Genomic DNA, 22046 nt, shown 5'->3' on the forward strand with positions numbered 1-22046 from the left:
GACCTTGTCGATGAGCCGATAGCAGCGGACCCCGAATCAACTGATAATCGTTGATTCGGGGTCCCGCTGTCGTTAACCCTCAACGCCGGGACATCACTCGTCGTTCTCCGGTGGCTCCGGACCAGCTACATCGGGGTCGGGAGCATCACCGAGCTGCAGCGCATCCCAATAGGTGTTGCGCCGCGGTTTCTGCTCCGGGTCCAGATGCGGAGGCAGGATGACGTGCGGCAGGCCGTTGACGTCCACGATCTTAAGCTGTCCGAGATGGCGGCTATGGTGGCCATCGGGGCAGACCGCCGCCCCGGATTTAACACTTGTGGTGCCACCCTCGGCCCAGGGCAGCTTATAGTGATCGATCTCCACGTGATCGGGAGCCGTGGTGCAGCCGGGCACAATGCATCCGCGATCACGCGCCAGCACACCCGCCCGCACGTAGCCCTCGTGGTAGCGTCTGGATCTTCCCATGTCCAGGGGTTGGCTGTTGCCGCCGAGCACCACGGGGATCACATTGGCTTTGGCAAGAGCCCGTCTGAGCTCGCCGGGCGGGAGCCGAACGCCGTTGGAAGTAGTCCCATAAGCGCGGTCCAGATTCTGCAGATCGCTGAGCCACATGTAGACAATGAATCGCGGGATGACCGCCTTGGCCTTGCCTCCTGCGGGGGTGGCGAGAATCGCCATGAGCGCGTTGAGCCTGCGCAGTGCGACGCTGACCTCCTCGCGGTCCGAGGCAACTTCTGCGTTGGCCGGGATGCTCTTCCCGGGCGTTGCTTCAGCATCGTCCGCTGGCAGCTCGGGTTTGGCTCCGGAGGGTTCTTCCGCTGCGCGGGCCCAGTCGGGCATGGGATTTTCGGTGCGCAGCCATGTTGGTGCTCCGGCTGTTGGTTCCTCGGCGGTGCCGGACCGGTCGATAGATTCGGCGGATTCCGCCGCCCGGGCAGCCGTTGGCTCGGTGGCGGGCTGATCGGCTGCTTCGGTGCTGCCATCGGGCTGCACGGGGGTCCGGGCTGCCTGGCCGGCCTTGGTGCGCGGGGCGCTGGCCTGCACGGCGATCGAACGGATCAGCTGGGCCTGCGTGGCTAGGGTGCGAAGGGTGAATTCGTGCACGCCTTGGACCACCGGGCCGATGAACAGCCCGAGCTTCGGTGGGAGCTTGTCGCCTTTGAGCTGCTTGTAGAGACTGATCCGGGAGCTGATGTCTTTGCGTGCTTCATCTGGCCCCAGGCTCCGCAGTGACTCGGCGGCATGCTCCTCCAGGAAGCGGCCGTCGGTGTCGCGCGCCTTCAGCTCGGTGGGCACGCCGTCGAAGGTGGTGTCGGTGGCTTCGAGCTTCTCCAGGCGACGTGCGGTGGCTGCGATGCTGCGGCGGTCGGCGCCGCCCTTGGCATAGACCTCGGCCAGCTGGGCGAAGCGCGGCTCGCAGATCGTGCCTTGCGGCGTACGGCGGCCGATGAGCAGGTGGGCATCGTCGATACGGCGTTGGGCCTCGAAGTAATTCAGTCCAAGCCAGGCGGCGAGCAGATCGCCGGTGCTCTGATAGCAGGTGCGGCCGGCGGCTAGTTCGGGCTGCGCCTCGAAGCTGCAGGTGCCGTCGCGCAGCCCGTCGTAGGTTTCCAGACTGAGCGCGTGCGCGCCGCTGGCCTCTGCATCCAGTGCGGTGGTGAGCTGGGCGAGGTGGACCTGTTGGGAGAACTTCTCGACCAGATCCGCATGGGCCAGGACCAGGCGCGGGTCGCGGGTCTGGTGGACCAGCTGGCCGATGGCGGTGAACAAGGCCAGACAGAGGATCCCCAGGCGCACGAGCATGGCACCGGTGAGGTGCGCCCCGAGCTGAAGCGGGGCCCTGCACAGGGTGTGCAGCGCTGAGATGAGTGCTGGCGTGTTCATGCCTCCATGATTACGCCGGGGCGGCCCTGCGCCGCGGCTTCGTCCGCGGGTTGTGGATAGCGTGGCGGAATATTTCTTGCGCCGGCCTTGGGCGCGATGGAAACCCCCGGCATTTCGTATCCAGCGGGGAGCCCCTGGGCTGGATGCATGCGGCAGAATGGTCCGCGTTGGGCGAGGACTTCGACAGCCCGATCTGGCCCCGTGGAATCTGGCCAGGGGAGCGCTGGGTGTTCATCGACTGGGATGCTAGCGAGCCGAGTACCAGATTGGGGGACTTGGCCTATGCCGCGCAGGCTTTTCGGGCAATGACCCGGCGGATCTCAGCGCGTTCCTCGACGGCTACCAGGCCGCTGCCCGCCATGATCGAACGGATCGGCCCCATGCACGGGCTGCTGGATTCGCCGAGTATCCGCGGCGTCGAAGCGTAGGGATCCATGTTTGCCGACGGGTAGGGGGTTCATTGGGCTGCGGTGCCAGCCGGCGGCCGGGGAAGCGATCGTGGGCATGCCGTTTTTGCCGTGGCGCAGCGCGCACTTCATCGATGCACCTCTGCGGCGGGAACTGCGATAGAATCGCTGTATGCATTTTCAGCGCGACCTAGTCTAAGAGCGGCCTGCGGCCGTACCCCCGAGTGGATATTTGGGGGCTTTTGTTGTGTCTGGAGACAATACCAAGTTTTTCCGTCAGGAAATTTTTCCGCAAGTTTGTGAGACGAGCTCAGTGACATCATCGACGAACGAGACCAGAACCTACGACTTCAAGGACCTCGAGTCCAAGTGGCTACCGGTTTGGGATGAACTAGAAGTGTTCAAGCCGGCCGACGATGGCACCCGTGAACGTCGCTACGTGCTGGATATGTTCCCCTACCCCTCCGGTGACCTGCACATGGGCCACGCGGAGGCCTTTGCCATGGGCGATGTCGTCGCACGCTACTGGCGCCTGCGTGGCTTTGACGTCATGCACCCCATCGGCTGGGATTCCTTCGGCCTGCCGGCGGAGAACGCCGCGATCAAGCGCAATGCGCACCCGGCCGAGTGGACCTATAAGAACATCGACACCCAGGCCGAGAGCTTCAAGCGCTACGCCATCTCCGCGGATTGGGATCGCCGGCTGCACACCTCGGATCCGGAGTACTACCGCTGGACGCAGTGGCTGTTCAACAAGTTCTACGAAAAGGGCCTGGCCTACCGCAAGGACCACCCGGTCAACTGGTGCCCGAAGGACCAGACCGTGCTGGCCAACGAGCAGGTAGTCAACGGCGCCTGCGAACGCTGCGGCACCGCCGTGACCAAGAAGTCGCTGAACCAGTGGTACTTCAAGATCACCGAGTACGCCGACCGCCTGCTCGAGGACATGGATGCGCTCAAGGGCCACTGGCCCGAGCGCGTGCTGCTGATGCAGAAGAACTGGATCGGCCGTTCCGAAGGCGCCCAGGTCACCTTCCAGATCGAAGCCCACGAGCAACTGGCCGAGGTGCAGATCCCGGTCTTCACCACCCGCCCGGACACCCTCTACGGGGCGACCTTCATGGTGGTCGCCGCGGATGCCGCGCTGGCCAACGAGCTGGTCACCGAGCAGCACCGCGAAGCGCTGGAAGCCTACCAGGAGCAGGTCAAGACGCTCTCGGAAATCGAACGCCAGTCCAGCGAGCGCGAGAAGACCGGCGTGTTCACCGGCCGCTACGCGATCAACCCGCTCTCGGGCGAGAAGCTCCCGGTCTGGGCGGCGGACTACGTGCTGGCCGACTACGGCACCGGCGCGATCATGGCCGTGCCCGCGCACGACCAGCGCGACCTGGACTTCGCCCGCACCTTCGACCTGCCGGTGCGCGTGGTCGTGGAGACCGGCGAAGAGGACCCGGCCGTGTCGGGAACCGCCACCGCCGGCGAGGGCAAGCTGGTCAACTCCGGTGAGCTGACCGGGCTGGACAAGACCGAAGCGGTCGCCAAGGCGATCGAAATCGTGGAAGCCGCCGGCACCGGCGAACACACGGTCAACTACCGGCTGCGCGACTGGCTGCTGAGCCGCCAGCGCTTCTGGGGCACCCCGATCCCGATCATCCACTGTGCCGAATGCGGCGAGGTCCCGGTACCCGATGACCAGCTGCCGGTGCGCCTGCCCGATAACCTGCGCGGTGAGCAGCTGGCGCCGAAGGGCACCAGCCCGCTGGCCGCCGTGGCGGAGTGGGTCAACGTGCCCTGCCCGAAGTGCGGGGCGGACGCCAAGCGCGACACCGACACCATGGACACCTTTGTGGACTCCTCCTGGTACTTCCTGCGCTTCGTCTCCCCGAACTACACCGAGGGCCCCTTCGACCCGCAGGCGGTCCGCGACTGGATGCCGGTAGGCCAGTATGTCGGCGGCGTCGAGCACGCGATCCTGCACCTGCTCTACTCGCGCTTCTTCACCAAGGTCATCCACGACCTGGGCCTGATCGACGCGACCGAGCCGTTCAGCGCGCTGCTGAACCAGGGCCAGGTGCTCAACGGCGGCAAGGCCATGAGCAAGTCCCTGGGCAACGGCGTGGACCTCGGCGAGCAGCTGGACAAGTTCGGCGTCGACGCGGTGCGGCTGACCATGATCTTCGCCTCCCCTCCGGAGGACGACGTGGACTGGGCCGATGTGTCCCCAAGCGGTTCGCAGAAGTTCCTGGCCCGCGCCTGGCGCATCGCCCAGGACGTCACCAGCGCACAGGACGTGAACTACACCACCGGTGAGAAGGCGCTGCGCCAGGTCACCCACCGCACCGTGCACGAGGCAGCCCAGCTGCTGGATTCGGGCAAGTTCAACGTGGTGATCGCCAAGACCATGGAATTGGTCAACGCGGCCCGCAAGACCATCGATTCGGGAGCCGGCGCCGCCGACCCGGCCGTCCGCGAGGCGGCCACCGTCACCGCCCAGCTGCTGAGCATGTTCGCCCCCTACACCGCCGAGGACATGTGGGCCGAGCTCGGCTACGCCCCGAGCGTCGTGAACAGCGCCTGGCCGGAGGTCGATGAGTCGCTGCTGGTTGACGATACCGTCACCGCCGTGGTCCAGATCAAGGGCAAGGTCCGCGCACGCCTGGAAGTTCCGATCGACATTTCCGAGGATGACCTGCGCGAGCAGGCCTTGGCCCATGAGACGGTGATTCGCATGCTCGACGGCAAGGAGCCGTTGAAGGTCATCGTCCGTGCGCCGAAGCTCGTGAATGTGGTTCCGGCACCGTAAGCTCAAGGCATGAACGAACGCACCAAGGGCCCACGCGCGGGCTGGCTGCCTAAATGGCTGGCCCCGCGTGGGCTTGCGCGTACCCGAATCGGCGTGGTCACCGACTCCGCCGCCTGCCTGCCAGCACAATTGCTGGACAGCGAAGACTTCGCCTGCCTGGGAATCCCGATCATCGTGGACAACCACGTGCACGGCGAAGATCTGAACGCCCTGATGATGGGCCTGGCCATGGGAAAATCAGTCAAGACCTCGCGTCCGGCGCCCGGAGAATTCGCCCGGGCCTACCGGGAGCTGGCCGCCGCCGGTTGCGAGTCGATCATCTCCATTCACCTCTCCGGGCAGCTTTCCGGGACGGTGGAGGCCGCGCGCCTGGCCGCCGCCGACATCAAAATCCCGGTGCAGGTCATCGATTCGCGCACCGTCGCGATGCCCCAGGGCTTTGCGGTCACCGACGTGCTGGCCGCGCGCGATGCCGGAGCCCCGCTGGAAATGCTCGAGCAGATCGCCCGCGGCGCGGCGCGGAATTCCGTCTACTTCGCCGTGCCGAGCCTGGAGCAGCTGCGCCGCGGGGGACGGATCAGCACCATCTCTTCGGTGCTGGGCAACCTGCTGAACGTCAAACCGATCCTGAGCATCGACGCGGGTGTGATCCAGCCCATCGAAAAGCCGCGCTCCTTCGCCCGGGCCCAGGCGCGGCTGGTGGCGCTTGGCGCCCAGGCTGCTACCGCGGCCCAAGGGCCGGTACGCATCGGCGTCATGCACTTCGGCGCGGCCGAACTTGCCACCGAGATCGCCAACGAGCTCGCGCCGCTCAGCGCGCAGCAGGTGCTGATCGAATCCCTGCCGGCGGTGCTCGCGGCGCATACCGGCATCGGGGTGCTCGCCGTGGCCGTGGGACCGCTGAATCCACAATCCGAGCCGGAGGACACCCTCCCTTCGTAGTAGTGGCGCAAACTATCGGCCATGGGGCGCCACGACTTCTTCAGTAAATTTGCGCCACGGCCGACCAGGTTGCGCTTCGCCGTGTCGCGGGTCGCTGCCCTCGTGCTGGTCCTCGTGGTCCTGGCCTGGGTGGCCTTCTCGATCATCTTCTCGCCTCCGCCGGCGGCCGAAGAGCTGGATTCCATTCCGCTGGTGGCCGACCCCGAACACCCGGCCGCCACCGAACCGCTGGCTACGCTCACCGTGCATGTGGTCGGGGCCGTGAAAAAGCCCGGCGTCTACGAGCTTCCCGATGGTTCGCGGATCACCGATGCGATCGAAGCAGCCGGCGGGATGAGCAAAAAAGCCCGCCCGGAGCTATTGAATTTGGCGGCCAAACTCGCCGACGGGCAGCAGATCATCCTGCCCGGAACTAGTGATGCCTCGGCAACTCCGGGCGCACCGCAAGCCCAAGGACCAAACGCGAAGATCTCGCTGAACCAGGCCGATGCGCAGACCCTGCAGACCCTGCCGGGCATCGGCCCAGCACTAGCCAAACGCATTATCGACTTCCGGGACAAAAATGGCCCGTTCACCAGCGTCGCGGAACTCGACGCTGTCTCTGGAATAGGCCCGGTGCTCTTGGGGGAGCTCTCGGAATTGGTGATCCCATGAAGACGGACTTCCGCGGGCTTTGGATCTTGGCCGGGGCCTGGGTGACCGCATACCTGCAACCGCCGCTGCTGGGCACCATCATCGTGCTGCTGCTCTTCCTCGGGGGCTTCGCGCTGCTGCTGCGCCGGCGCCACGATGCTCCCTCCTCGGCTCCCTGGTTCAGCGGACCGCTGCTGCTGCTCCTGGCCTCGATCAGCATCAGCTTCGCCGCCCTGGGGCAGAACGACTGCCAGCTGCCCGAGGGAGCAGAACAGCAGCGGCGGGTCATCGTGGCCTTTAACGATCCGCCGCGCCTCGGCGAAGACGGAACGAACAAGGGCATTGCGCAGATCGGAGAATATTGGCACCAGGAGCAGTGGGTTGCTTGCCCCATTCCGATATATCTGAGCATGCCCTACCCGCTGGAAACCGGCGCGGATAGTTTCGAAACAATTCTGGACCTGCAATCTACCGGGGCAAAAGGTGCATTCCACTGGTGGGCTCGGGCACAGAGCGAACCGGTGGTGAAGACCTGGCAGGAACCGACACCGGCAGATCACTTGAAAACCAGATTCGCGTCGAGCCTGAAAGAACTACCCGACGAGGCCCGCGGGCTCCTTCCGGGCATGCTCTACGGGGACCGCTCGGGGCAGGGCGAAGAACTCTCCGCGGCAATGAAAGACAGCGGGCTGAGCCACCTCACCGCCGTCAGCGGGTCAAACGTGGCGTTGCTCGGTGCCATGGTGCTGGTGATCCTCAGGCTTTGCGCCGTGCCCAGGGTGCTGGCCGCGCTGCTGGGCATCGGCTTCCTGGCCTTATTCATCTGGTTCGTGGGCCCTGACCCGAGTGTGCTCCGCGCCGGATTAATGGGAATCATCGCAACAATCTCGCTCATGCTGGGCCGCGGGCGCGGGTCCTTGGGCATCTTGAGCCTGTCGGGGACCATTTTGCTGCTGATCGATCCGTCGCTAGCAGTGGAACCGGCCTTCGCCTTATCCGTACTGGCCACCTTGGGCATCATCGTACTGACACCGGCCCTCACCGACATCCTTTCACGCCTCTTCCCGTCGTGGTTTGCGCAATTGACGGCAATTTGCTGCGCCGCGCAATTCACCTGTCTGCCGGTGATCATCGCCTTGAACTCAAATTTCAGCCTGTACTCGCTGCCGGCCAACCTCTTGGTCGCACCATTGCTGCCCCTGATCACCAGCATGGGGGTGATCAGCCTGCTGTGCTGTACTCCATTGCCGGCGGTCACCGACATCTTGTTATGGGTGCCTGGCCTTCCGGCGGGATGGATTGGAAAGCTCGCGCTCTGGGTAGTCGAGCTGCCCGGTGCCGCACGTTCATGGCCTCCTGGGATTGCCGGCATCTCTCTCGCAGTGGGATTCTCGGTGGTGTTCGCCGTCCTGCTGCTGAGCACCTATGAAAGCGAGCACGCGAGTATTCATCGGCTGGCCGGCGCCGGATTGGCGGTGCTCGTGGTGCTCCTCGTGTCGCTGGTGCTCCCGGCGACCCTGTTCTACCGTCCGGCGATCCCGGTGACCTGGAATATCGCGATGTGCGATGTCGGACAGGGTGACGCGTTCGTGATTCGTAGTGGTCCCGCTGAGGGGTGGCTCTTGGACGCCGGACCCACGGATGGGGGCGTGGCTGACTGCGTGAATCAGCTGGGAATCAAAAAGTTATCCAAGGTTTTCATCACGCATGAACACGCCGATCATCTTGGCGGGATCGCCGCGGTGGAAGGGACGGGATTACAAATCGATCAGCGTCTGGTTTCGACCGGCTTCGACCCTAGCCGCTGGGCCGAGACCACAGTGCTCAAACCGGGGGATAGCGGTGGCACGGACGCCGTGCACTACCGGGTGATCGGGCCAAATGACATCCGTGCGCGTTATGCCGAACCCAATGACACCTCCTTGGTGATCGTTTTCGACTTTCTTGTCCAAGGGCAGGTGCTGAGCTTCTTTACCGCCGGAGACCTGGAGGAAGCAGCGATGCATCAGCTGCTGGTCGAGCTGCCGCAACCTCCGGTCCAGGTGCTCAAGGCTTCGCATCACGGCGCGCGCAATGGCGGCACGGAAATCATTGAAACCCTGCGGCCGCAGGTCCTTTTGATATCTGCCGGAAAAGACAATTCCTATGGTCATCCGCATCAAGAAATACTCGATGCCGCGCGAGCCACCGGCGCGCGCGTGATCAGATCCGACCTCGAGGGTACGGTTCTGCTCACATTCGAACCGGACAAGGTGCTCGCCACAGCGATCGGGCCTGCAGTTCGGTAGGATCGAGTTAACGCACGACGCATGAAGGAGCTCGATGGCACGCGCGCAAGCATCTCCGGGAATTTCTTGGCGGGATTTAACACCCCAACCCTTGATTCTGCTGACCGGATCCGAACAATATCTGGCTTCGCGCGCCTTCGAGCTGTTGCGCAGCCAAGCTGCTACGCGCGAGGACATCCAGCATACTCGGCTCAACGCGGCCAGCTACGAGCCAGGCGAACTGTTGCTGGCCACGAGCTCCTCGTTGTTTTCCAGCGCGAACCTCGTCGAGGTACACGACCTGGCATCAATGAACGAGTACTTCCTCAAAGATGCCTTGAATTATCTGAAGGATCAGGCACCGGAGAATGTGCTGATCATGCACCACTCCGGGGGTACCCGCGGCAAGAAATTACTGGATGCCATAAAGGCCGCCGGCGCGTTGCTCGTCAATTGCCAGCCGATTAAACGCGACGCCGAGAAAATCGACTTTGTGCAGGCCGAATTCAAGTCAGCCAAGCGCCGGATCACCAATGACGCGGTGAAGTCACTAGTCGCCGCGGTTGGCAATTCCTTGGCAGAGCTTGGATCCAGCTGTCACCAGCTGATTCAGGACACCACCGGAACCATCGATCAAGAGGTGGTCGATCGGTACTATGGTGGCCGTATCGAAGCGACGGCCTTCAAAGTGGCGGACGCCGCCTTGGCCGGAAATGCGCAATTGGCCTTGACCACGTTGCGCCACTCCCTGGATACCGGAACAGATCCAATTCCCATCGTCGCGACCTTGGCGATGAAGATCCGTCAGTTGGCGAAGGTGCTCGGAGTCAACGAGCCGGCGGCGTCCTTGGCCTCCGAGCTGGGCATGGCGCCGTGGCAGGTTCAGGCAGCGCAGCAGCAAGCACGCGGTTGGAAACGCGCTGATGTCGCGCAATGCATTGAGAACATCGCCCAAACAGATCGCATGGTCAAAGGCGGCGGGCGGTCACCAGGCTATGCCTTGGAACGTGCGATCTTATTTATTGCTTCCAAAGCACCGCAGCGATAGCTCGGCTTGCCTGGCACCTAGCTTTCGTTCCGCTTGGGATCGGTGGAACGGGCCAGTTCTTCGTAGAGCGTCCAAAAATCCACCATGGCGCGCGGCTTGCCGGCGAGCAGATCTTCCAGATACCGCAGATGAGTATGCCAACCGATCAGGTAGTCGGCGGCCTTATCCGCTAACCCCCGGTGTTCGAGGTGCAACCCGGTGCTGGATTCTCGCCCGGTAAGTTCGATCCGCAACTCCGAGGGCTCTTCGTCGGGGAACTTCCAGGACATGGCCAAGAGCTTGAGCGGATCAATTCCTCGCACCTGTGAGGTGCAGGGGTAATTCGGTGCGTGTTCGACCGTGACTACTTCACCGGAGCGAAAGGTCCCAGAGACCAGCGTCCCGAGCCACCCCGATAACGGCGCGGACTCGGTCAGCGCGTGCCACACCTGGTCTGCCGTGGCTGGCATTTCCCAATGGTGCAGGACACGTCCTGCGAAAATATTTACTGATCTACCGACTAATGGCATAGCTGAACACTAGCGCAGTGCCGCAGGGCAGAGAAGCGGTGCTTAAAGCACAAGATCCCCGAAACCCAAGGGCTTCGAGGATCTTGCTGAAGTTTAGCGTTGCTTAGAGGGCGTTAACCTTCTTGGCAATGGCCGACTTACGGTTAGCAGCATTCTTCTTGTGAAGAACACCCTTGCTAACAGCCTTGTCGAGCTTCTTGCCAGCCAGACGCAATGCGTCAGTTGCCTTATCCTTGTCACCGGCGGCAATTGCGTCGTTGACGTTACGGACCACGGTCTTAACTTCCGAGCGGACTGCTACGTTACGCAGACGAGCCTTTTCGTTGGTAAGGTTACGCTTCTTCTGGGACTTGATGTTTGCCACTTTAATAAACTCTCTCGTTTATTGCGAAATACGGTCGGTAGAGGGTTCATCCTTCGGGCCATCGACTGAGCGGTGTGGGGCACCTATGGCGACCCAAAGGGGGCGTGTCACCCAACCTGCGTGACACACAAGAATTAACTCTAGCAGAACGCCGCGGCAACGACCAACGCCTAGCGGCCGTTATTTAGGGCGTTCACCACATTGCCGAAACGCTGCTCGTCGAGAATGGCCCCTTCGCGACGTACTGCACTTTGCGACAGGCGGATGATTCGGTCGAGCTTGACCTCGCTGGGACGGCGCTCGCGGTCCCAGGCGCCGGTTCCGATGTCCATGTAGTCCGGATTGCTGTGACCGCCATTGTTCTTGTCTTTGCTCGTCAGCATCAGGCCAAGCAACCAGCTGTCATCGCGGCCGATAATCAGCACCGGGCGGTCCTTTCCCTGGCTGTGGTCTTCCTCGTAGGGAACCCAGCCCCAAACCACTTCGCCGGGATCGGCCTCGCCGTCGAGGCTCGGGTTGTATTCATAGTGGACGGTGCCGCGGAAATCGCCCGGGTAGGCCGATTCGCGGAGGTTATTCCCGCCATTGCTGCTGCCATGCCGCTGCTGAGCCCGGCTCGGAGCATTGCTCGGCCGGCGGGTAGTGGGGGAGGTGTTTGACCCATTGGCGCGAGTGGAGTTGAAAACCTTAACTGCACGCACAACGAGGGAAAGAATCTTCTGCACATTCAAAGCCATGATCGACAAACTATCAGGGCGCGCGGTACCAAATAGGTAGTGACGCGTAAATCATGACAGAATGGAGCCTAATTCCGCGTCTATTCTTAGTTTGCAAATGAGGTCTGTTTAGGTGTCTCCATTGGCCCGCACCGCCCAGGTGCCAGCCGCGACCGATCCGTCGCTCATCCGTAACTTCTGCATCATTGCCCATATCGACCACGGTAAATCCACCTTGGCCGACCGCATGCTGCAATCCACCGGCGTGGTCTCCGCACGCGACATGAAGGCCCAGTACCTGGACCGCATGGATATCGAACGTGAACGCGGTATCACCATCAAGTCCCAGGCTGTCCGTATGCCTTGGGAAGTCGATGGCGTGACCTACGCGCTGAACATGATCGACACGCCTGGCCACGTCGACTTCACCTATGAGGTTTCCCGTTCCCTGGCGGCCTGTGAAGGCGCGGTCCTGCTCGTTGACGCAGCACAGGGCATCGAAGCACAGACCCTGGCGAACCTCTACCTGGCCATCGAGAGCGATCTGAACATCATTCCGGTGCTCAACAAGATCGATCTGCCAAACGCGCAGCCGGAGAAGTATGCCGAAGAGCTGGCAAACCTCATCGGTTGCGATCCCGATGACGTCTTGAAGGTTTCAGGTAAGACCGGCCAGGGCGTTGAGGCTCTCCTGGATGAGGTCATCAAGCAGCTTCCGCCGCCCGTTGGCGTGGCCGATGCTCCTGCACGGGCCATGATCTTCGACTCCGTCTATGACACCTACCGCGGTGTGGTCACCTACGTTCGTGTCGTCGACGGCATGTTGCGTCCGCGCGAACGCGTCCAGATGATGTCCACCGGCAGCACGCACGAACTGCTCGAAATTGGCGTCTCCGCCCCTAACCCGGTTCCAAGCAAGGGACTGGGCGTGGGTGAGGTCGGCTACCTGATCACCGGTGTGAAGGATGTACGCCAGTCCAAGGTCGGAGACACTGTCACCAATAGCCTGAAGCCTGCCGCTGAGTCCCTCGGCGGATACGAAGATCCGAAGCCTATGGTGTTCTCGGGACTTTACCCGATGGACGGTACTGATTACCCGGCGCTGCGCGATGCTTTGGATAAGCTTCAGCTCAACGACGCCGCCCTGGTGTACGAGCCGGAGACTTCCGTCGCTTTGGGCTTCGGATTCCGCGTTGGCTTCTTGGGGCTCTTGCACCTGGAAATCACCCGTGAGCGTTTGGAGGCCGAGTTCAACCTCGACCTGATTTCTACCGCGCCGAACGTGGTCTATGAGGTCATGGGCGAAGACAAGCAGTTGACCACCGTGACCAACCCCTCGGAGTTCCCCGAAGGCAAGATCCTCGAGGTTCACGAACCACTGGTCTCGGCAACTATTCTCGCTCCATCCGAATTCATCGGATCGGTCATGGAATTGTGCCAGGGACGTCGCGGCACCTTGCGCGGTATGGATTACCTCAGCGAAGAACGCGTAGAAATGCGCTACACGCTGCCGCTGGCCGAGATCGTTTTCGATTTCTTCGACCATCTGAAGTCACGTACGCGTGGTTACGCATCCTTGGACTGGAAGGCCGACGGAAGCCAGATTGCAGACCTGGTCAAGGTCGATATTCTTCTGCAGGGGGAGCAGGTGGACGCGTTTAGCGCGATCACCCACCGCGACAAGGCGTACTCATACGGCGTGATGATGACCGGCAAGCTGCGTGAACTGATTCCACGCCAGCAGTTCGAGGTGCCGATTCAGGCTGCCATCGGTTCGCGCATCATCGCCCGCGAGTCCATTCGCGCCATCCGCAAGGATGTGCTGGCCAAGTGCTATGGCGGCGATATCAGCCGCAAGCGCAAGCTGCTGGAAAAGCAGAAGGCCGGTAAGAAGCGAATGAAGATGGTCGGCCGCGTGGAGGTTCCCCAGGAAGCCTTCATCGCCGCGTTGTCCACCGGCGAAGAGAAAAAGAAGTAAATGCCCTCAGTTTTGCCTGATGGCGATCCGGCTCCGGCCGATGGTCTGCTCCCCGCATTGTGTTCACACAATGCGCAGGAGCGGACCATGTCCTTTTATGTACATATTCCGTTCTGCACGGTGCGCTGCGGATACTGCGACTTCAACACCTACACCGCAAAGGAACTTGGTTCCGGGGCGAGCCAAGCCAGCTATGCGGCCACCGTCAGCCAGGAAATCAGCTTCGCTCGGCAAGTGATGGACAAATCTGGCTTGCCGCATCGTGAAATCGAGACCGTGTTCTTCGGTGGCGGCACCCCGACCCTACTGCCAGCCAGCGACCTGGTGTCGGTTTTGGCACGCATCAACAGCGAATTCGGGCTGAAGCCCGGCGCCGAGGTCACTACCGAGGCGAACCCGGATTCGGTGACCCGTGAAAGCCTGCAAGAGCTCAAGGACGGCGGGTTCACCCGCGTGTCCTTTGGCATGCAGTCGGCGGTGCCACATGTGCTGGCGGTGCTGGAGCGAACCCACGATCCCAAGGGCGTGCCGCAGGTGGTCCGCTGGGCTCGCGAAGTGGGTCTCCAGGTGAGCGTCGATCTGATCTATGGGACTCCGGGGGAGTCCTTGGAGGATTGGCGCACCAGCGTGGAAGCGGCTTTGAGCTATGAACCGGATCACATTTCGGCCTACGCGCTGATTATTGAAGAGGGCACCAAGCTTGCGGCGCAGATTCGCCGCGGACAGGTACCGAACATCGACGATGACGATCATGCCGAAAAGTATCAGCTGGCCGATGAAATGTTCGCGGCCGCGGGCTTCCGCTGGTATGAAGTTAGCAACTGGGCCAAGGGCGAAGGGCATGCTTGCCGGCATAACGTTGCCTACTGGCAAGGCGGAGACTGGTGGGGCGCCGGACCGGGTGCCCATTCGCATGTTGGTGGCCTGCGCTGGTGGAATGTGAAGCATCCTTCGGCCTACCAGCAGCGGATCGACGGCGGGATTTCCCCGGGCCACGGCCGCGAGTTCCCCGATGCCGAGGCAGTCAAACTGGAGCGCACGATGCTGCTGACCCGGTTGGGCAGCGGCATGCCGATCGCCGAATTGGATGAGCATGGCCGTCGGGCAGTTGCCGGACTCATTGCCGACGAGCTGATCGAACCGCAGTCGGCCTTTGCCGGAACGATCGTGTTAACGCAACGAGGTCGGCTCCTGGCCGACCTTGTAGTGCGGGAACTGTTGGACTTCTAAAGTTTCAGCAAGGATTGTTACTTCATTAGCCGCAGGTTGAATGCGTAGCGGTATGGGCGTCCCTTGTTAGCCTGGATGGCTGCACGGGCGCCCATCAGCGTCATATAGACCCAAAGCGCCACGGTGGCTACCGCGAACGCCCAGCCAAACCCGGGAACCAGGGTGAGCACGTTCAGCACGATGGCCAAAATGGTCAGCGGAAACGTGAAGTTGAAGGCTTCTTTCGACTCCTGCGAGGTAAAAGGTCCACGGTCGCGGTACACGGCGAAGATGATGGCCGCGGGAATGCATCCCAGTACCGCGCCGAAATGCGACATCATGGCCCATTGGCGATCCTCGGAAGGAGTCAAGGGCAAAGCCGAGACCTTGGAACCTTCGAAACGTGAATTTTCCGGCGGTACGGTCTTGCGTGCAGTCACGTGGCGCTTCCTTGTTTAGCAGTGGGTGGTCGATCTGATTCTATCGAGGATCTAGCGACGCAGAGTACAACCCGCCCTAAAAATCCAACTATTAGTCAATCGTTAGGAAACCGTAATCTTCGCTGGTTAGAAAATCGATGAGCTCCTCGACCTTACCCAGCAGCTGCGGTTCAAGCTGTGCGTAGTGGTCAACTCGGGAAAGGATGCGCTGCCAACCCAGCCCGATGTCCTCGGCAGTTGAATGCGGCCAGCCGAACGCGCGTAATATTCCGGTTTTCCAATCCGTTCCACGGGGGATCACCGGCCACTTCTCAATATTAAGTGCTGCCGGTTTCACCGCCTGCCACACGTCGACATACGGATGACCAAGAATCAGGACATGATTCGCCGCACCGGGAACCGCCATCGCTTCCTTCACGATACGTTCTTCCTTGGTGCCCGCAATCAGGTGGTCAACCAAGATCCCCAGACGCCGTTCGGGCGAGGGATTGAAAGCGCGAATGGCGCCGGCAAGATCGTCGACGCCATGCAGAGGCTCAACGACGATGCCTTCCACGCGCAGGTCATGGCCCCAGACTTTCTCCACTAGTTCGGCATCGTGCTTGCCTTCGACCCAGATCCGGCTGGCGCGTGCCTCGCGGGCCTTCAAACCGGTGACCGCCCGGGAACCGGAAGCTGAAACCATGGTCTTTGGCGCCAATGCCTTGGCTTGTGGCTCAACGATCTCCACCGGCTCGCCTTCGAGCAGGAAGCCGAAGCCCGCTTGGAAAGAGCGGGTCTTGCCCCGCCGGTCTTCTAAAACGATCACCCGCATTCCTCCGGACTTCTCGGTACGCACCACTTCGCCGACCCAACCGCTGTCCACGTCTTCGAGTAGTAGGCCCATTGATATCGGAACTTGACGCAGTTTTTTCGGTGCAGGTGCACTGAGGTCGTGGGCTCCCCAGGAGTAATTGGTCACGTACTGCCTTTCGCTGTGATCGAATACGCTCGAAATCCAATGCTAGCAACCGATGTAGGTATTAGACTTGGCACTTGATAGGTTAGAGTGCCAAATCCTTGCCGGAGTTCATAGGAGGTGTTGACGTGAGCGAGTTTCGACGTCTGGACGTTTTACGCGCCATTGTGGAGGACTACGTCCAGTCGCATGAACCGGTAGGTTCAAAGGCTTTGCTTGATCGGCATAACCTGGGAGTTTCTGCTGCCACGATTCGCAATGATATGGCCTTGCTGGAAGAGGAGGGGCTCATCGCTGCCCCGCACACCTCCTCGGGGAGAATACCCACGGAAAAGGGCTATCGCCGATTCGTTGACCAAATCGGCGAGCTTAAGCCGTTGTCTCGGGCGGAGCGCGAGGCCATCAACAAAATCTTGGATAATTCCCAGGATTTAGATGAGGTCTTGCATAGCACCGTGCGCTTGCTGGCACGTTTGACGAATCAGGTGGCGTTGATCCAGGTGCCGCACTATGACACCGCATCGCTGCGCAATCTGGACCTAGTCGGACTTGGCTCATCCCAGGTATTGATGGTCATGATTGCCTCCAATGGCACCGTCGACCAGCGGATGATCGGCACTTCCAGGGCGTATAGCGACGACGAACTGCAGGGTATGAAGCAAGGCGTGCTCAAGGCCTTTGGCGGTCGGCAGTTGGCAGATCTCGTAGGTTCGCTGGCCACCGAATCAATTCCGCTCCAGCTTCTGGAAGATACGCTGTTCATGACGGTGCTCGGTTCCTTGCAGGAGATGGCACGTGCGGCCAACACCCAGCGCATCGTGATGGCGGGGACCGCGAACCTTGCCCGTTCGGTGGGAGATTTCCCGCTGACGCTCACCCCGGTGCTCGAAGCGCTTGAAGAGCAGGTGGTGCTGCTGAAGCTGTTCTCCGAGTTGGAAGCGGACTCTCGGGGCGTGGCGGTAGCCATTGGCACCGAGCACCATTACGGGCAGCTTTCCGACGCAACGGTCATCGCGACAACCTATGGCTCGGACACCAGGAACAAGCTTGGAGTGCTCGGTCCGACGCGGATGAATTATCCAACCTCCATGTCTTCGGTCCGGGCGGTTGCCCGTTACCTGTCAAAGATTTTGACGAACTAGTTTCGTCAGCAACAACGTTTTATATTTTTACGAAAGGACACGGCGAATATCGTGAGCTCGCATTACGAGACGCTGGGTGTTGCCCAGGACGCGACCCCGCAGGAAATCAAGAGCGCCTACCGCAAGCTGGCGCGCAAGCTGCACCCCGATGTCAACCCAGGCGAGGGGGCAGCCGAGCAGTTCAAGCTCGTCACACGAGCCTATGAAGTCCTTTCCGACGAAAAGAAGCGCGCCAACTTCGACGCCACCGGCGACCTGAACGGCAACGGCCAGCAGGGATTCGGCGGCGGAGGCCAGAACTTCGGTGGCTTCGGCGACATCTTCGAACAGTTCTTCGGCGGCGGGCAAGCCCAAGGGCCGGCCTCGCGCACGCAGGCCGGCCGCGACGCGCTGATCACCATCACCATCGATTTGGTCGACGCGGTCAAGGGCACCGTATACCCGCTCGAGATGGAAACGGCCGTCACCTGCAAGGTCTGTGAAGGCTCTTGCTGCCGGCCCGGCACCAGCCCGGTTACCTGCGAAACCTGCCGCGGTGCGGGCCAGATCCAGCGTCCGGTGCGTTCCTTCCTCGGCCAGATGATGACCGTGGAAACTTGCCCGGCCTGCCGTGGCTTTGGCACGACCATTCCGGATCCATGCAATGAATGCAATGGCGAGGGACGCGTGCGCGAGCACGTCTCGAAGTCGCTGAACATTCCGGCCGGTGTCGACGCCGGCACTCGTATCCAGCTGCGCGGACAGGGCGAAGCCGGTCCCGGCGGCGGCCCGAACGGAAACCTCTTCGTCGAAATCGACGTACGCCGCCACAAGGTCTTCGAACGCGCGCAGACCGACTTGCACGCGAAGATGGCCATCCCAATGACCGGCGCCGCCCTCGGTTGCGAGCTGAAGCTGGAAACCTTCGATGGTGAACAGCAGATCACCGTGGAATCGGGCGCCCAGGACGGGGACACCATCACTCTGCCAGGGCTGGGTGTGCCGCGCCTGCGCGGTGGCAAGCGTGGCGACATCGTGGTGCACCTGCAGGTGGAGACTCCGACGAAGCTGGACGCCGCACAGCGTGAGCTGCTCGAGCAGCTGGCGGCATTGCGTGGCGAAGAGATGACCGCCGGCCGCGTCGAACAGTCCGGTGGAATGTTCTCGCGACTGCGTGACAAGTTGAACCAACGCTGAGCATGAGCAATCACAGCTTCGTGATCGACGCTCAGCAAGCAGCTGAGGCCATGGTGGGGGACAGTTTGGAGCTCACCGGGCCCGAGGCCCACCATGCGGTTGCGGTCAAGCGTGTGGCTCCCGGCGAAGAGCTGGACTTGCTCGACGGCACCGGGCTCCGGTTGCGAGTCAAGGTCAGTGCCGCGGCCAAGGACCTGCTCAGCGTGACCGTGGTGGAACGCATCGAAGAAGCGCCGCCGGTCCACCCGGTCGGCCTAGTGCAGGCGCTGGCCAAGGGCGACCGGGATCTACAGGCCGTGGAATCGGCGGTGGAACTGGGAATTTTCACGGTCCGCCCCTGGCAGGCCGATCGATCGATTGTGCGTTGGAATGGGCCGAAGACCGAAAAGGCCTTAGCTAAATGGCGTTCGCAGGTGCGTTCGGCACAGAAGCAGTCACGCCGCGCCTTCGAACCAAGGGTCTTGGAACCGCTCGGGTCCAAGGCTCTGGCCGGACAGATCGCGCAGCTTGCTGCCCAGGGCGAGCTGGTTCTGATCCTGCATGAATCAGCTAAATGCTCGGTGGCCGAGGAAACCCGGTCGTGGCTCGATTCGGCCCCGGCACATGCGGGGGTGACGTTGGTAGTGGGCCCCGAAGGCGGGATCAGCGACGCGGAGCTCGATCAGTTTGTCGGCGCTGGAGCCAAGGCCGCGCTCTTAGGCGAGCACGTGCTACGCGCTTCGACGGCCGGGCCGGCAGCCCTCGTTCTGGTTCGGCATCTGCTCGGAGAACTGTAGCCGCCGAAAGGTTCAGAAATTAAGAAGTTCCGCAGGCCGACGGCCTGCGGAACTTTTTAATTGGTAGCGAATATTCGCAGCCTATTTAATGGTGAACTCGCTGGATACCGAGGCGATCTTTTCTTCTGATCCGGATTCCCTGCCCCAGAAGGTGAGTTTGTAGGCGCCTACGCTCAGCTGCTTGGTGAAATCAAAGGAGCCATCGGGATTGACCGTATCTTCCGGGATTGGCTCCTCGGCGGTGAGCACGGTGAGCTTTCCCGACTTGTCCTTGCTCTCCAAGCTGTAATAGATACCGTCGCTGAACTTCGAGGCGCGAGCATTGAACTGGATCTGACCGGCCTTGCGGGTCGACCCGTATTGCGGATCGATAATCCAAATCGGGGCCATGAATGTGGCATCGCGGTCGTAGGAGTCCGCCAGTCGCAAGTCGCCGAAGACCGTGGCGTTGGCCCGGCCGTCAACCAGAATTCTCACTTTCGGTGGCAGCGAGCCAACGAGGAGGCCTGCATTGGACGCGGCGGCGGTGGCGGTGAACACCAGCTGCTGAATTGTGCGTTCGGAAAGGCCACGATCAAGCTTTGCACCGAAGACCTTCTCCGGTAGGTCCAGGGTGATCACATTGTCCTGGTTCATGGACACGCCAACTTCACCCGAAGGCTTCAGATGCGTGTACCACTCGGCATTGGCCGGCTTTTCGTTGAGCAGGTAGGAGATTGAATCGCCGATCGGCTCGCCAGTGGCGTTTTTTGTGGCGTACTCGCGGTAGAGGAAAACCCCGAGGTCCATATTTTCAAGCCAGTAGATCGGGAGCCTGTCGATCGGGGAATGGTGCTCCACCGAATCGTTGGCAGGAGGCAGTCCCACGGTACCCGCGGCAGTACTGATCGGCATTTCGTGGGATTCTTCGCGCGAGGCAAGACCGCAGCCAGCTGCTACGACGAGAGTTAAACAGACTCCGGTGACGGTTACCCGCTTGGAGATCAACCTCGTAATTCTTCCTTGCACTACTTACCAATCCGTTGATTATTCACTTGACACCTTGCTGTAAACCAGCTCTGGCGCTCAAATAGTTTGGCACATGATGGCGCCCGGGATCGCCAAAAAGGAGTCTAACGAAGGATTCGTAACCAAATCTATACCTTTACCACCACAGATGCTTTAGAATCACTTCAGATTTTTGTGCTCTAGCTACCTGCGAAATTATCCCCTAAGCGTGCTGAACTAGATAGACTGTAGGGGACAAGAACAATAATCATTGCCAAGCTCAGCAAAGGGGCACTAAGCACTGCATGCAGGTTGAACAGAACAAGATGCCGGTCGAATCCGGCCCCGCGTCATTGACGATCACCTTCGACACTCCCGAACTCATGGTTGCCACGCTGGGTCCAAGCGATGAATTGTTGCGCATTCTGACCGGCGCCTACCCGCTGGTGCAGTTTCGCCCCAATGGCGCTTCCTTGACCCTGGTTGGCGAGCCCGTGCAGGTGCGCAAGGCTCAGCGTGTGACCGAAGAGGCCCGTGCACTTGCCAGCCGCGGCTCCCGGATGAGCGCAGACACCATTGAGCAGATCATCAAGATGCTCTCCGCCGGTGGTGCCGATGCGCCCACCGACGTCCTCGGGCTGAAGATTCTCTCCGGACGGGGACGCGCGATCCGGCCGAAAACGCTGAATCAGAAAAGCTATGTCGACGCCATCGAAGACAACACGGTGACCTTCGGCGTGGGTCCTGCCGGTACCGGCAAAACTTTCCTGGCCATGGCTATGGCCGTGGCAGCCTTGCAGGCGAAAGAAGTCAGCCGCATCATCTTGACTCGTCCCGCCGTAGAAGCCGGGGAGAAACTGGGCTTTTTGCCCGGAAGCCTCACGGAGAAAATCGATCCCTATCTGCGTCCGCTCTATGATGCGCTGCACGACATGATCGACCCGGAGACCATTCCACGGTTGCTGGAGGCAGGCACCATCGAGGTCGCTCCCTTGGCGTACATGCGCGGGCGCACCTTGAACGATGCCTTCGTGATTCTCGACGAAGCGCAGAACACCACCAGCGAACAAATGAAAATGTTCCTCACTCGTTTGGGCTTCGGCTCCAAGATGGTCATCACCGGCGATGTCACTCAGGTGGATCTGCCCGGTAACTCGGTCTCCGGGCTTCGCATGGTGATCGACGTGTTGGCGGGTATCGACGACATCGCCCTGTGCCGGCTGGATGCCGGCGACGTGGTGCGCCACCGCCTCATTGCAGATATCGTCACGGCGTACGATCGCTGGGACACCCAACAGCGCAAAGCACAATCCCGGGGACGGCACAAGTCATGAGCGTCGAAGTAAATAACGAAACAGACTACGAAGTGGATCTGCAGGACGTGCAGAAACTCGCTGACTCGATCACCCAGGCGATGTTCATTCACCCGGAAACGGAAGTTTCCGTCGTCTTCATCGACGAAGAGGCCATGAGCGAATTGCATGTGGAGTGGATGGACCTGGAAGGTCCCACCGATGTGATGAGCTTCCCGATGGACGAGTTGCGTCCGGGGTCGGAGAAGGCCCCGTCGGAAAGCGGCATCCTCGGGGATATCGTGATCTGCCCCACCGTCGCCGAGGCCCAGGCCAAGGCCGGTGGGCACCCGGTCCACGATGAGATCTTGCTGCTCACCACCCACGGCATGCTGCATTTGATGGGCTTCGACCACGATGAGCCTGCCGAAAAGGCCGAAATGTTCGGTCTGCAGCGCCGTCTGCTCGAGAGCTACACCGGGCGCCCGGCGCCGAAGGAAACGGTGGAATAGCCG

20 protein-coding genes are annotated in these 22046 nt (G+C 61.4%); 13 read left to right on the forward strand and 7 right to left on the reverse strand.

Annotation, left to right across the window (positions count from 1 at the left end; genetic code table 11):
- Nucleotides 1–93: 93 nt before the first annotated feature.
- On the reverse strand, nt 94–1884 hold the full coding sequence (locus CQ015_RS00610) for an HNH endonuclease signature motif containing protein (RefSeq protein WP_105649118.1): 1791 nt from the start codon (nt 1882–1884) through the stop codon (nt 94–96).
- Nucleotides 1885–2027: 143 nt separating this feature from the next.
- Here CQ015_RS00610 and CQ015_RS19175 point away from each other — a divergent pair, with 143 nt between their 5' ends.
- From CQ015_RS19175 to holA, 6 genes are all read left to right on the forward strand, one after another.
- Nucleotides 2028–2312 carry a hypothetical protein gene (locus tag CQ015_RS19175; RefSeq protein WP_255248379.1) on the forward strand — a complete coding sequence of 95 codons (285 nt, stop codon included), beginning with the start codon at nt 2028–2030 and terminating at the stop codon, nt 2310–2312.
- 262 nt (nt 2313–2574) lie between these two features.
- On the forward strand, nt 2575–5094 hold the full coding sequence (leuS, locus tag CQ015_RS00620) for a leucine--tRNA ligase (protein WP_105649256.1): 2520 nt from the start codon (nt 2575–2577) through the stop codon (nt 5092–5094).
- A gap of 9 nt (nt 5095–5103) precedes the next feature.
- Nucleotides 5104–6036, forward strand: a complete 933-nt coding sequence (locus CQ015_RS00625) for a DegV family protein (protein WP_096284752.1) — start codon at nt 5104–5106, stop codon at nt 6034–6036.
- A 21-nt stretch (nt 6037–6057) separates the two neighbouring features.
- The gene (locus tag CQ015_RS00630; protein WP_105569045.1) at nt 6058–6690 is read left to right on the forward strand and encodes a ComEA family DNA-binding protein; all 633 of its coding nucleotides are present in this window, start codon (nt 6058–6060) and stop codon (nt 6688–6690) included.
- Nucleotides 6687–8957, forward strand: coding sequence for a ComEC/Rec2 family competence protein (locus tag CQ015_RS00635; protein WP_105649119.1), 2271 nt, complete (start codon nt 6687–6689; stop codon nt 8955–8957). The genes CQ015_RS00630 and CQ015_RS00635 overlap by 4 nt, the downstream gene beginning before the upstream one ends.
- A 34-nt stretch (nt 8958–8991) precedes the next feature.
- Nucleotides 8992–9984 (forward strand): DNA polymerase III subunit delta, encoded by a 993-nt coding sequence (gene holA, locus CQ015_RS00640; protein ID WP_105552138.1) that lies wholly within the window; start codon nt 8992–8994, stop codon nt 9982–9984.
- Between the two features lie 17 nt (nt 9985–10001).
- On the opposite strand, the gene CQ015_RS00645 is transcribed toward holA, so the two are convergent.
- The 3 genes from CQ015_RS00645 to CQ015_RS00655 all read right to left on the reverse strand — a co-directional run bounded on the left by CQ015_RS00645 (nt 10002) and on the right by CQ015_RS00655 (nt 11594).
- The gene (locus tag CQ015_RS00645) at nt 10002–10433 is read right to left on the reverse strand and encodes an SRPBCC domain-containing protein (protein ID WP_181148245.1); all 432 of its coding nucleotides are present in this window, start codon (nt 10431–10433) and stop codon (nt 10002–10004) included.
- Nucleotides 10434–10596: 163 nt separating this feature from the next.
- A complete protein-coding gene (rpsT, locus tag CQ015_RS00650) occupies nt 10597–10857 on the reverse strand; it encodes a 30S ribosomal protein S20 (RefSeq protein WP_096284742.1) in 261 nt (86 codons plus the stop codon).
- 170 nt (nt 10858–11027) lie between these two features.
- Nucleotides 11028–11594 carry a type II toxin-antitoxin system PemK/MazF family toxin gene (locus CQ015_RS00655; RefSeq protein ID WP_096284740.1) on the reverse strand — a complete coding sequence of 189 codons (567 nt, stop codon included), beginning with the start codon at nt 11592–11594 and terminating at the stop codon, nt 11028–11030.
- A gap of 112 nt (nt 11595–11706) precedes the next feature.
- Between CQ015_RS00655 and lepA the strand changes: the two genes are divergently transcribed.
- A complete protein-coding gene (gene lepA, locus CQ015_RS00660; protein ID WP_105552136.1) occupies nt 11707–13551 on the forward strand; it encodes a translation elongation factor 4 in 1845 nt (614 codons plus the stop codon).
- A complete protein-coding gene (gene hemW / locus CQ015_RS00665) occupies nt 13552–14781 on the forward strand; it encodes a radical SAM family heme chaperone HemW (protein ID WP_096284736.1) in 1230 nt (409 codons plus the stop codon).
- 17 nt (nt 14782–14798) lie between these two features.
- Here the strand turns inward: hemW and CQ015_RS00670 are convergent, their stop codons facing one another.
- A complete protein-coding gene (locus tag CQ015_RS00670) occupies nt 14799–15200 on the reverse strand; it encodes a DUF4870 domain-containing protein (RefSeq protein WP_096284734.1) in 402 nt (133 codons plus the stop codon).
- A gap of 91 nt (nt 15201–15291) precedes the next feature.
- Entirely contained in the window at nt 15292–16161 is an 870-nt protein-coding gene (locus CQ015_RS00675) for a DUF3097 domain-containing protein (RefSeq protein WP_105552135.1), read from the reverse strand.
- A 125-nt stretch (nt 16162–16286) separates the two neighbouring features.
- Between CQ015_RS00675 and hrcA the strand changes: the two genes are divergently transcribed.
- From hrcA to CQ015_RS00690, 3 genes are read left to right on the forward strand one after another with little or no spacing between them, the layout of a single operon-like run.
- The gene (hrcA, locus tag CQ015_RS00680; protein ID WP_105552134.1) at nt 16287–17300 is read left to right on the forward strand and encodes a heat-inducible transcriptional repressor HrcA; all 1014 of its coding nucleotides are present in this window, start codon (nt 16287–16289) and stop codon (nt 17298–17300) included.
- A gap of 51 nt (nt 17301–17351) precedes the next feature.
- Complete coding sequence (gene dnaJ, locus CQ015_RS00685) at nt 17352–18476, forward strand: molecular chaperone DnaJ (protein WP_096284728.1); 1125 nt, start codon at nt 17352–17354, stop codon at nt 18474–18476.
- Nucleotides 18477–18478: 2 nt separating this feature from the next.
- A complete protein-coding gene (locus CQ015_RS00690) occupies nt 18479–19252 on the forward strand; it encodes a 16S rRNA (uracil(1498)-N(3))-methyltransferase (protein WP_105552133.1) in 774 nt (257 codons plus the stop codon).
- Nucleotides 19253–19333: 81 nt separating this feature from the next.
- Here the strand turns inward: CQ015_RS00690 and CQ015_RS00695 are convergent, their stop codons facing one another.
- Nucleotides 19334–20146 carry a GerMN domain-containing protein gene (locus CQ015_RS00695; RefSeq protein WP_105552132.1) on the reverse strand — a complete coding sequence of 271 codons (813 nt, stop codon included), beginning with the start codon at nt 20144–20146 and terminating at the stop codon, nt 19334–19336.
- 398 nt (nt 20147–20544) lie between these two features.
- On the opposite strand from CQ015_RS00695, the gene CQ015_RS00700 reads away from it, so the two are divergent.
- Together CQ015_RS00700 and ybeY are read left to right on the forward strand one after the other, a co-directional pair.
- Nucleotides 20545–21573 carry a PhoH family protein gene (locus tag CQ015_RS00700; RefSeq protein ID WP_096284722.1) on the forward strand — a complete coding sequence of 343 codons (1029 nt, stop codon included), beginning with the start codon at nt 20545–20547 and terminating at the stop codon, nt 21571–21573.
- Nucleotides 21570–22043, forward strand: coding sequence for an rRNA maturation RNase YbeY (gene ybeY / locus CQ015_RS00705; RefSeq protein ID WP_096284720.1), 474 nt, complete (start codon nt 21570–21572; stop codon nt 22041–22043). Before CQ015_RS00700 ends, ybeY begins: the two co-directional genes overlap by 4 nt.
- Nucleotides 22044–22046: the final 3 nt, after the last annotated feature.

The sequence above is a fragment of the Arthrobacter sp. MYb221 genome (assembly GCF_002979835.1).
In the GTDB taxonomy this organism is placed as follows: Bacteria; Actinomycetota; Actinomycetes; order Actinomycetales; family Micrococcaceae; genus Glutamicibacter.